General features: G+C 47.0%; 8 protein-coding genes and 1 pseudogene. 3 read left to right on the top strand and 6 right to left on the bottom strand.

Annotation, left to right across the window (positions count from 1 at the left end; translation table 11 throughout):
• A partial coding sequence (locus H6F50_RS18460; RefSeq protein ID WP_190429822.1) for a hypothetical protein occupies positions 1–660 on the bottom strand: 660 nt, incomplete at its 3' end.
• Between the two features lie 194 nt (positions 661–854).
• Between H6F50_RS18460 and H6F50_RS18465 the strand changes: the two genes are divergently transcribed.
• The gene (locus H6F50_RS18465; RefSeq protein ID WP_190412177.1) at positions 855–2,444 is read left to right on the top strand and encodes a glycoside hydrolase family 57 protein; all 1,590 of its coding nucleotides are present in this window, start codon (positions 855–857) and stop codon (positions 2,442–2,444) included.
• 12 nt (positions 2,445–2,456) lie between these two features.
• On the opposite strand, the gene H6F50_RS18470 is transcribed toward H6F50_RS18465, so the two are convergent.
• Positions 2,457–3,863, bottom strand: a complete 1,407-nt coding sequence (locus tag H6F50_RS18470) for a CHAT domain-containing protein (RefSeq protein WP_190429823.1) — start codon at positions 3,861–3,863, stop codon at positions 2,457–2,459.
• Positions 3,864–4,219: 356 nt separating this feature from the next.
• On the bottom strand, positions 4,220–5,632 hold the full coding sequence (locus H6F50_RS18475; RefSeq protein WP_190429824.1) for a hypothetical protein: 1,413 nt from the start codon (positions 5,630–5,632) through the stop codon (positions 4,220–4,222).
• 650 nt (positions 5,633–6,282) lie between these two features.
• On the opposite strand from H6F50_RS18475, the gene H6F50_RS18480 reads away from it, so the two are divergent.
• Positions 6,283–7,116: a slipin family protein gene (locus H6F50_RS18480; RefSeq protein ID WP_190429825.1), complete on the top strand. Its 834-nt coding sequence runs from the start codon at positions 6,283–6,285 to the stop codon at positions 7,114–7,116.
• Here H6F50_RS18480 and H6F50_RS18485 read toward each other — a convergent pair.
• From H6F50_RS18485 to H6F50_RS18495, 3 genes are all read right to left on the bottom strand, one after another.
• The gene (locus H6F50_RS18485; RefSeq protein WP_190429826.1) at positions 7,082–8,428 is read right to left on the bottom strand and encodes an FAD-dependent hydroxylase; all 1,347 of its coding nucleotides are present in this window, start codon (positions 8,426–8,428) and stop codon (positions 7,082–7,084) included. The two genes, H6F50_RS18480 and H6F50_RS18485, sit on opposite strands and share 35 nt — an antisense overlap.
• Positions 8,429–8,822: 394 nt before the next feature.
• Positions 8,823–9,278, bottom strand: a complete 456-nt coding sequence (locus H6F50_RS18490) for an orange carotenoid protein N-terminal domain-containing protein (protein WP_190412172.1) — start codon at positions 9,276–9,278, stop codon at positions 8,823–8,825.
• Between the two features lie 203 nt (positions 9,279–9,481).
• Positions 9,482–10,255, bottom strand: a complete 774-nt coding sequence (locus tag H6F50_RS18495) for a YebC/PmpR family DNA-binding transcriptional regulator (protein ID WP_190429827.1) — start codon at positions 10,253–10,255, stop codon at positions 9,482–9,484.
• Positions 10,256–10,690: 435 nt separating this feature from the next.
• Between H6F50_RS18495 and H6F50_RS18500 the strand changes: the two are divergent.
• Positions 10,691–11,121: pseudogene (locus tag H6F50_RS18500) on the top strand (extracellular solute-binding protein); the annotation flags it as partial.

Consider the following 11,121-nt stretch of genomic DNA (forward strand, 5'->3'; position numbering starts at 1 on the left):
CGCTCCTGTCGAATTTCGGCGAAAAGCAGCGATATCCATCCGCACAGGTTGCTGTTGTATCTTCAGAGCCAGCGTCATCCCACTAGAAGCATTCCCCAAGTTATTCAGTTCCGGCAGGGGTTTGTATTCTACAACTTCTAGTCCCTGGTATGCTTTGAGTCTCTCCCGCAGTAGGCTCAACATCTGTTGTTGCTTCTGAGGGTTCTGCATTTCTTGCAGACCCGCATCAAAATTAGCTTGTTCGGGCTGATTTGGCATATTTCCAGTGAAGCCCAAAACGATTTGGTAGTTCTCCGGATTAACGAAAGCAAAGAAGTTCTCCGGCTTCATGTTCGCTTGCGTTAGTTGTTGTCTGAGAACATCCAATTTGGAGGCAATCTCAACGGCTACATCCGGTGGGAGTTCCTGAAACCCAGCAGGCAAATCTTCTAAAGTCAGCTTTACCTCAGACGACGCTGGTTGAGTGGTCGGTGCTGGGGAGGCTGCGGGGGAGGCTTCTGAAGCTGGTGCGGATGGAGCGACTTTTGGTTCTGGGGCGGGTGTTTGGACAGGTGCTTCTTGGGCAACAATAAGGGGAGTGGCGAACGTAGATTGAAAAGAGCCACCAACGCAAAGAGCGCCGGTTAACAGGCTAAGTGTCAAAGTTACTTTTTTTAGCACAGGTTGAACTTTACGCTGATTTCAAAACAGAGCAGGCAAATCGATCGTCAATTACCAGGATAGGCGAACCACCACCGGAACTTATTGGGAATCCCCGCCGAATGCTGACTCGCTTTCGCCGTAAAATCTTAAAATAAATTCAATTTTGCCCAGCCTGCTTCAATTTCATGTCCATCTAAGACCCCAGAATTACTATGCCCATCGGCTATCTTGCTCTTGTTCTCCATGCCCACCTGCCCTTCGTGCGGCATCCTGAAAGTGACTACGTTCTGGAAGAAGAGTGGCTGTTTGAAGCCATCACCGAAACCTACATTCCTCTGCTGCACGTATTTGAAGGCTTAAAGCGGGACGGCATTGACTTCAAGATCACCATGAGCATGACACCGCCTTTGGTGTCGATGCTGCGCGATCCGCTACTGCAAGAGCGCTACGATGACCACTTAGCGAAACTGGAAGAACTCGTTGAACTAGAAGTTGAGCATAATGCGAATAACGGTCATATTCGCTATCTTGCCGAACATTACGTTCATGAATTTAGCGAGATTCGTCAAACCTGGGAACGCTATGACGGCGACTTGGTAACGGCGTTTAAGCAATTTTTAGATAGTAACAACCTGGAGATCATCACCTGCGGCGCAACGCACGGCTACCTGCCGCTGATGAAGATGTATCCTCAGGCAGTCTGGGCACAAATTCAGGTCGCAGTAGAACACTACGAGCAAAACTTTGGGCGTCCTCCTAAAGGGATTTGGTTGCCGGAATGCGCCTATTATGAAGGGTTAGAGCGGATGCTCGCTGATGCGGGATTGCGCTACTTCCTGACGGATGGACATGGTATTCTCTACGCCCGTCCCCGTCCCCGCTTTGGCTCTTATGCACCCATCTTTACAGAAACCGGAGTTGCTGCCTTTGGTCGAGATCACGAGTCTTCCCAACAGGTGTGGTCTTCGGAAGTAGGCTATCCCGGTGCGGCGGAATATCGGGAATTTTACAAAGATTTGGGCTGGGAAGCGGAATACGAATACATTAAGCCCTACATCATGCCCAACGGTCAGCGCAAGAATACGGGCATCAAATATCACAAAATTACTGGGCGCGGTTTAGGGTTGGGCGATAAGCAACTTTATGACCCTTATTGGGCGCGGGAAAAGGCTGCTGAACACGCTGCTAACTTTACCTATAACCGAGAGCGGCAAGTTGAGCATTTGCACCACATTATGCAGCGTCCGCCAATCATTGTTTCGCCTTACGATGCGGAATTGTTTGGTCACTGGTGGTACGAAGGTCCTTGGTTTATCGATTATCTGTTCCGCAAGTCTTGGTATGACCAAGGCACGTATCGGATGACGCATTTGGCTGATTATTTACAAGAGAATCCTACGCAGCAAGTCTGCCGTCCTTCTCAGTCGAGTTGGGGTTATAAAGGCTTCCACGAGTATTGGCTGAATGAAACGAACGCATGGATTTACCCGCACTTGCATAAGGCAGCAGAGCGGATGATCGAGCTGGCGCGGCGGGAACCAGCGGATGAGCTGGAGTGGAAAGCGCTTAATCAAGCGGCGCGGGAAGTGCTGCTGGCACAATCTTCTGACTGGGCGTTTATTATGCGAACCGGAACGATGGTGCCTTATGCGGTGAGAAGAACGCGATCGCACTTGATGCGCTTCCACAAGCTCTACGACGAAATCAAAGATGGCAAAATCGACAGCGGTTGGCTAGAAAAAGTCGAGGAAATAGACAACATCTTCCCCGAAATCAACTATCGCGTCTATCGACCTCTTTAATTCAATTAAAAATTACCAGGGGCTGCCGACTAAGGTAAAGGCAGCCCAATAGTAGGGGTGCGATAGATTCACGTTCTGAATTCCTGCCAGTTCTGGCGGCAGGGATATCTCCCCTCTGGAACTGTACAACTGACCATTTTGCAGACGTACCTTCCCTTGCACCATCCCTATCTGAGCTTGCCTGAGTGCCTCTGCTTTAATCGGCGCAGTTTTCAGTTGCCCATAAAACTCGGTCATCAGTGCTAAAGTTCCTTCATCGCTGACAGACCACAAACTGGCGATCGCAGACTTCGCTCCAGAGTTAACGGCTAACCCCGCAAAGCCTAATTCTGCTTGTTTATCGCCGAGAGCAGTTCTACAAGCACTCAGGACTAACAGTTCCACGGGTGGAGAGTTCCACCGTAATTGCCGCATCTTATCCAATGTTAGTTTCGCGTCCCATAACTGAACGTAGGAGTTGCTCGGTTCTCCCGGCTCGAAGAAGGCATGAGTCGCCAGGTGAATAATTTTATAGGGTTCTGAAGCGCGTTGCGATTGCAGATTCGCCAGGGTGAATTGTTGGTTTAAGAAGAATTTACCCTGCCATAGCTTTTGCGCGATCGCAGATAACTCCACTGGCACCGCAGGCAAGGGAGTTTGCTCCTTGAATTTTGACGCACCCATCGCCAGAACTTGCGAATTCTTTAGAGAGACATAGAGGGTATCTGTCAATTTGAAGGCAGGAATGCGCCCAATATTATACTTTTCCACCAGAAACTTTTGCCCATCATGGAAAGCTGCCAGCGGTATAGTCCGCAGACCAGCACCCACACAAAAGATTAGCGTGTCTATCTTATTTGTTTTTAAATCTGCCTCCAGTGGCGCAATAATCCACTGATATAACTGCTGCGCTGCTGGCAGATAGCGGGTACTATTCCGCTGTCTGGGATCTACGATGTTTTCTCTAAACTTTGCCGCTTCTTTGAGCAGGATTTCACTCTTTGCTTCCGGGATGCGCTTGTGAATCGGTTGATTCCCCGGAGTAATCAACACCAGTTCTAGTTGTTTGGCTCTAGGCACTACATAAATTAGAGCAGGCTTTTGACCCGTTTGAACCGCGATTTTGCCTAGAGTATCGGCGACATCCTTTGCTGTAATTGACTCGTCGGAGAAATTGAGCCGAAAGTAATCTTCATATTGTTTTTCCCACGTTTGCTCAATTTGCGGCACTATCTCCGTTAAATTTTCTCGGTCGAAAGCGTTGTCTAATTTGGTGGGGGTAGCAGCTTGTGCCAGAAGAATCTTCCCTTCCGCACCAGATACGGTGGCAGTAGTATTGGGTGCTGGAATGATTGCTTGTGCCTGTACCCGTTCTGTGCTGATTCCCACCAGGTGTAGTACTGCTAGCAACAAGCTAACACTACTCACGATTGATTTCATAGCGGCCTCGCTAATTTTGAGATGACTGGAAGATTAAGCTTAAGCGATGCACTTCACGAGTGGATATAGATAGTGTTAGCGCATATTTTTTCGAGTAACAGCAAAGACAGCCAAAGTTCTACTATTTGGGAGCATTTCAATTGTAAAAATTTACATAGAAGGGGTTCTATCCTCTCTTTAAGCATCGCAAATAGGATTTCTCCCTTCCCTTCTCGCTCTATTCCCTCGTTTTCCGGAGAGAAGATAAGAAATATAGCAACATCTGAGTTGCGTAGATGCCACTCTCCGGGACACGGCAATACCGTATCCCTAGCTCATTCCAGGCTAAGTTTGAAAAAAACTGGTAAATTCTTAATCTATCGCCGAACAATTTGGTGCAATTGTTCCACTTCATCTAAGATTTTATCCATTCCGGCTTCGGCAATGCCTTTGACGTAGTTAATTTTGATTTCTTCTAACATATCTACAAGTAAAGATTCGATTTCCTTAAAGTTGTCTTTTTTCTGTAATTCTACCTCTAAAGCTTTTCCAAAGTTATCAATTAACCGAGTCGTTAATTCTGTCCCGACTGGATCTTCAACTGCTTTCAGGGCGTTGCTGTAAGCAGTTTGAGATAAATTTTTAGCGAGATTTTCACTAATCTGGCTAGGTAAACGGCTCAAACCCGGAATATTTTGGAATTGCTGAAAAACCGGAAATTGATTGAGACTACTTTCTAGACTGTGATGTACTAAAGCTTCTAAATCAGGCTGAATTTTGGGGAGAACATTATGGACACTGAGGTTAATCAGGCGGGTTGCGATCGCTTGCACCTCATTAGTGTTATTGATATTAATATAGGGGCGGCTATTCCCCGGATGAAACAGCCTGCGTGCGAGATCGCCGCGTTGAATCGCTCCTTGCATTTGGTTAATTACCTGTATCCCCATAATTTCAGTCAATTCTTCAGCGAAGTTAGCTACAAAATCATGGTTAATTTGCTGCCGTACAGGCTCAAAATTTAGTAATTCAGATTGATAGAGGCGAACCATTACCGGAATGACTCGCAGCCACCGCCACAAGGGTAGCAGCAAAAACAGGTCATACCATCGCCGCAGCATTCCCTGTAGCCAGCTAAAGTTAGGATATTGGCGTCTGATATAGAAAGTGCGAACCAAAAATTCTAGAGCGAATAAAATTGTAAACGGTAAGTCAAGCAACCAAAATTCATCAAAAAATTTTCCATTGATTCCCAAACTGCGATAGTAGTTAGTCTGAATCAGAGGGCGAGTTTCTGTATTAAAGAAGTTGAGTTCTTGCTGCCAACCGGCTTGGGAAAGATAAGCTTGACTCCAAAATTGATTAAAGGCTTGATGGGCAGATTCTTTCCCCACGCGATCGCGCACTTGATTCTTAATTTTTTCTAAAGCACCGCTTTTCTTCGCCAGCGCAAATGGATTATCCTCAATCATTTCATTACTGCGGCTACGCAAGTCCTGTAGCAAGCTTTCTACCTCTGCTGACTCTAGCCCAGTCTGCATCACTTGCTGTTCCAGTTCGTTCACCCGATTGAGATAAGCCTGTGTTTCTCGATGCGGTTCAATTCCTTTAATTGGATCGTACACCTGAATCAGACTGGGAATTTCCCGAAGGTAGAAATCACGCCAGGGTATATAACTGAGGTCAAACAACACTAAAACAAAGTTGATCGTGGCAATGATTGCCATCAATCTCTCAAACCAGCGGTGGCGGCGGACTGGAGGCTTTCTAATCGCGAGTGTTGATTGCATAAGTCTGTACAGTGAGTCTATTCCTTAAAAAAGTATGGAATTCTCTCGAAAAACTCGCAATCTATACTAAGAAAGTTGACGAATTGGTAATACTTTGGCTGCCATCAGGCAAGATGAATCCGGTTCATCGGGCTTTATTATAGTTAAAATTCCTCATAAATCCGGGATGATTGGGGGGTTAGGGGAAACCTCCAGCATCGTGTTAAAAAAGAGTATGGTTATGATTCAGCGATAGTGTACGGAAGGGCTGTTCGCATGAAACGGTATGCCACAATGATTCTGTTTTTGGTTATTCCAGTTGTCAATACAGCCAAATTTAGTGCCTAAGATGAGGTGGAAGTGACGATCATCACAAACCTGGACAGCGATTGTCACATTTAGGCACCTCTTTCATCACAAGACCGGATTAACCAATCGCTAATATTGGAGACATCTGCAATTTTTCAGTCAGATATAAGTGAGGGGAAGGCTATGAAAATTATCTTAACAATTCGGTGGTTAGTTCAAATAATTGTTTTGCAATTTATTACTTTGTGCGTGGCATCCATACTGCTGCTTTGGTTTGCCAGATCCGGCTGGTAATCGGTATCCTGCTATAACTCTGTCAGCGAGTCTAGAATGGGCGTAGTAAGGATTTCCTTTTGCCAAATATGGGCACCACTCTAGGCACACTTTTAGTTTTCTTTTTCGTTCTAGCAGCTTCTGGACTTAAACTAGATCGAGAATACGAACGCGGCGTCATCTTTCGACTGGGTCGAACAAAGGGCGTTATGGGGCCAGGGATGTATTGGATTATTCCCTGGATCGATCAAAAAATGCAGATCGATGTCCGCACAAAAACAGTGAATATCGAACCCCAAGAAACTGTTACGGCGGACAGCGTGACGATTAAAGTAAATGCTGTTCTTTATTACCGAATTCTTGACCCGTCAAAGGCTATCAATCGGGTTGAAGATTACAATATGGCGGTTTACCAAATCGCCTTGACGACTTTACGGAATGTAGTAGGTCAAAATATCCTGGATGATGTCTTACAAAGCCGCGATAAGATTAACACCAAAGTCCAAGAAATAGTCGATGAAATCACAGAACCTTGGGGGATTGTGATTGAACGGGTGGAAATGAAAGACGTGGAAATTCCCCTAGCGATGCAACGGGCAATGGCAAAAGAAGCGGAAGCTATTCGAGAAAAACGAGCCAGGCTCATTAAAGCGGCGGCGGAACAGGAAGCTTCAATTAAGCTAGCAGAAGCTTCGCAAATGATTATGAAGAACCCCGCTGTATTGGAGCTGCGACGTCTACAAATGCTGACAGAAATTGGGGCAGAAAATAATACGACGACAGTGATTATGATGCCGTCCGATATCATTCAAGCAGCAAAGAATTTGACCACTGGAATCTCGAATGGCAATCAAGCCGAGGTACGTCCTTTTCAACCAGAGGTCATTTTTACCGAGAAGCCAGTTCCGGATGACGCCCTCTAAGCCCTGTCATTAGCTGCAAAGCAAAGGTCTTAACGGGACGAATTCGCCGCAGCATCCATAAACCTAAGCGGCGAATTGCCACGACTGGCAACCAATTATTAGAAAACATCCGATCGAGGAAATCGGTAAAACCTAAAATGGTCAGGTTTTCTTGTTTACGCCAGTGTTCGTAACGTTTAAGTACCTGTATATCCCCGATATCTTCCCCTAAATTATGGGCAGATTTTAAAACTTGAGCGATCGCTGCTGCATCCCGAATCCCCAAATTCATGCCTTGTCCCGCTACCGGATGGCAACAATGGGCAGCATCGCCAATCAGGGCGAGTCGGGGAAGCGTGTAGCGATCGCTTTGCATCAATTGCACCGGGAAAACATAGCGATCGCCTTCTAGTTCTAGACGCCCCAACAGTCCAGCAGTGCGTCGTTCCAGTTCCGCCAAAAACTCTTTTTCGTCAATTTCCTTCAAAGCTTTCGCTTCTGTATGCGGGGCAGTCCAAACAACTTGGCAGCGGTTCCCCGGTAGCGGTAGAACCCCCATCGGGCCACTAGGCCAAAAGCGTTCGTAGGCGATATTCTGGTGGGGTTTTTCTGGTTTAATCGTTGCCACCACACAGGATTGCCAGTAATGCCATCCTTGGGTGCGGATACCAGCGGCTTCGCGGATGGGCGATCGCGCCCCATCCGCCGCTACCAGCAAGCGCGTTCTGATTTTGGATGTTTGCTTCCCCTGATCGCCCCCGCTGTTTGAGGGGGGATTGGGGGGGATCTCCGAGGCTTGAGAAGATTGAATTTTAGAGTGGGGGATCTCCCCTCTGACAGCAATTTCGATCTCTACCGCGTCAGCTTGATAGTCTGCACTTACCACTTCCGCCGGACACAACCAAGACACATTCGGGCAATCTCTCAAGCTATCCTGCAAAGCCGTCAGCAGCACCCGATGTTCCGCCCCATACCCTAGCCTTTCTGTCCCTAAATCTTGGGGAGAAAATTGCACGATGCCAGGATAATCGGCGTCAGATAAGCGAATTTGTTGAAATGCATTGATTTGAGGCAGTATTTTATCCCAAACCCCCATACCCTCGAAAATGCGCCCCGACATGAGGGAGATGGCATAAGCGCGTCCGATGGCAACAGCAGCAGACTGGGGCGATCGCTCAATTAACGCTACCCGCAGCCCAGAATCTTTTAAGGCACAAGCGAGAGTTGCCCCAATAATTCCACCGCCCACAATCGCTAAGTCGTAGTCAAAGCCTTGCTGGGCTGCCGATGTCTGCGGCGACGAAATTGTTTGAACGGTCTGTTCCAGCGCCATTGTTAACAAAATTAGTCAAAACAATAAGAATATTTACTATTGTGACGCGAACAGATGGAGCAATCAAGTTGAGAAGCGCGATGTCTAGTAAACAACCGAATCCCCAGGCTCTTTCCTTGCCCTTGGTGGCTGGGAATTCGGTTTTTGGACGCCAACAAGTATTGGGTTAGGGAGAGGACAACACACCGATGCTCTGGATGCAGTTTGGTAGAATAAAAAATTACCCCACTAATTGCTTTGCACTTAGTGGGGGATGCATAACGAGGAAGCTTGCTAAAGGTTAGGCATCTGAAGTAGCTTCCTCTTTCTTATTAGCGGTCTCTAGAAGAGATGTTTTGAAAATCGGTGCAATGTTTAAGACTGATTTCATACTCTCAAAGGGCACAACTTCAGACTACTTAGCACCCATTTCGATTACAGCACTGCGGGTGAAATTAATCCGCTCTTCAAAGTCCAGTTGCTTGATTTGAGCAACAAAATCGTTGGTTTCTTCGGGCAGTTGATAGTCAGAAGGCACCGTAATGATTTCACCTTTGTCCATGCCTTGTGCTAACCGCAGCCACACATCCAGCTTAGAGCTAGAACTTACAGCTTTATAGGCACGGCTAATATCAGTATCGGCTCGTGAAGCGATGTCGCGTTGCGCCTGTAGCTGTTCTTCCTTGGGCATTGCCAGGATTGCATGGTACAAGGCGGCAGCTTCTTCTTGGGCAGAAGTGGCATTTGCTGGTGTCAGTTGGTCTTTGATGTCGAGGTAGCCGAACCACAGGATAGCAAGCTGAGTATCTACATCAAAGCCCTGAAACTTTTGTAAGGCTTGTTTGCTGGTGTCGTTGGTAGTAAATGTCATTTATGAATCTCCGATTGTTTTGCTTTAATGACAGCTCAGGGAACTGAGCCGCTGAAACAAGTTCGTTTTGCCTCAATATTAAGATTTAATAAGCTGGCGACCGGAGATTAACCTCGCTTAAGACAGAGATAGCGATCGCGCCTGAAGACGGATGTAGAGACACGCGATCGCTCTTAAGGCAGGGAAAACAGAATTCCCATCAATTAGCCATTCACTAAACTCAGAGACATCAGCTCATCCGCCATCTCGAAGTTAGCGGTAACGTTTTGCACATCATCGAGTCCTTCTAGGGTGTCAATCAATTTGAGGAGCGATCGCGCCTGCTGTGAATCGCCAACTTCCACCGTATTGTTAGGAATCCAGCGCAGTTCCACCTCGGTGACTTTAAAGCCTTTCTCCTTTAAGGTTCGCTCTAGGTTCTCCAAATTTGCCACAGAGGTAAACACGTCGGCTCCCTCCGTATCCTCCTCCTGTGTCAGTTCGTAGGACTCAGCGCCCCCTTCCAGGGACGCCTCCAATAGCTCCTCTTCGTCAACCACGCCTTGCAGGATACAGACACCTTTCTGCTCAAACATCCACGAGACGCAGCCTGTTTCACCGAGATTACCGCCATTTTTGCTAAAAGCTGCTCTCAAATCAGCCGCGGTACGATTGCGATTATCCGTAAGCGCTTCCACCAAAATCGCCACGCCGCCGGAACCATAACCTTCGTAGCGAATTTCTTCTAGCTGAGCGCCATCTGCACCCCAAGTCCCCGCACCTTTCGCGATCGCTCGTTCAATATTCTCATTCGGAATCCCAGCCGCCTTCGCCTTATCAATCGCCGTGCGGAGTTGAAAATTACCTGCTGGGTCTGGTATACCACTGCGAGCTGCCACAATAATCGCGCGAGCTAGCTGAGTGAAGGTTTTGCCCTTCACTGCATCCACTCTCGCCTTCTGACGCTTAATATTTGCCCACTTACTATGTCCAGCCATAGACTGAAATTATTTATACGATCGTCCAAACATAGGATAAACAAAAATCAACCGTACTTCATACCAAGCCTATCCGCTTAGGAGGATGCCTGAAAAGTCATAATCGAGACGCTTAAACGGTAGAGATCCCCCTAAATCTCCCGATAAATTGGGGGTCTTTGAGAAACTTATCCCTTCTTTTTAAGGGGGACTGGGAGGATAAAATCAACTTTTGACACTTCTCAGACATCCTCTTAATCTTGTTTCTATACCCTGCGTAGCCAATAGCTAAAGCTTTACTTTAAATCAATCAAGCAGATGTTTTAGTTTAAGCAAGAAAATTATAAGTGTAAAAAATATTTGCAAAAAACAATTGTTTTTAAGCAAAAAGATGGCTTTTAGTCGCTGATGATGAGTATTTTAAAGCTGTTTCGGTTCAAAATTGGGCATTCAATTATGTCAGTTGGATTTAACGGGTCTAGTAATTTTTTCCAAAACCTGTGGAGTTTTTTGAGCCGGGGGTTGCTATTAAGCATTGTTCTGTTAGGATTGGCAGGATGTCAGCTACAGTCGGGGCGTTCGGAAGCCGCGGATGTCATCCGACTGACGTTGTGGCAAGGGGTGAATCCGCCGCCGAATCGGGATGTGTTGCAGTCGCTGGTGGACAAGTTCAATCAGGCGCATCCGAAGATTCAGGTGGAATCCCTTTATGTGGGACAAGCGGATCAGCAGTTACCGAAGATTTTGGCAGCGGTAGTGGGAAATGCGCCGCCGGATCTGTTGTGGTTTAACGCAACGCTGACGGGTCAGTTAGTAGAATTGGATGCGATCGCGCCTATGGAAAATTGGCTGGCGCAATCCCCCGTCCGCGACGAAATTGACCCCGC

The organism is Coleofasciculus sp. FACHB-712, assembly GCF_014695635.1.
Taxonomy (GTDB): Bacteria; Cyanobacteriota; Cyanobacteriia; order Cyanobacteriales; family FACHB-T130; genus FACHB-T130.

Bases quoted from the DNA above. Each gene is read 5' to 3' on its own strand.
- H6F50_RS18495 (WP_190429827.1), bottom strand. From the start codon at position 10,255: ATGGCTGGACATAGTAAGTGGGCAAATATTAAGCGTCAGAAGGCGAGA.
- H6F50_RS18465 (WP_190412177.1), top strand. From the start codon at position 855: ATGCCCATCGGCTATCTTGCTCTTGTTCTCCATGCCCACCTGCCCTTC.
- H6F50_RS18475 (WP_190429824.1), bottom strand. From the start codon at position 5,632: ATGCAATCAACACTCGCGATTAGAAAGCCTCCAGTCCGCCGCCACCGC.
- H6F50_RS18490 (WP_190412172.1), bottom strand. From the start codon at position 9,278: ATGACATTTACTACCAACGACACCAGCAAACAAGCCTTACAAAAGTTT.
- H6F50_RS18470 (WP_190429823.1), bottom strand. From the start codon at position 3,863: ATGAAATCAATCGTGAGTAGTGTTAGCTTGTTGCTAGCAGTACTACAC.
- H6F50_RS18480 (WP_190429825.1), top strand. From the start codon at position 6,283: ATGGGCACCACTCTAGGCACACTTTTAGTTTTCTTTTTCGTTCTAGCA.
- H6F50_RS18485 (WP_190429826.1), bottom strand. From the start codon at position 8,428: ATGGCGCTGGAACAGACCGTTCAAACAATTTCGTCGCCGCAGACATCG.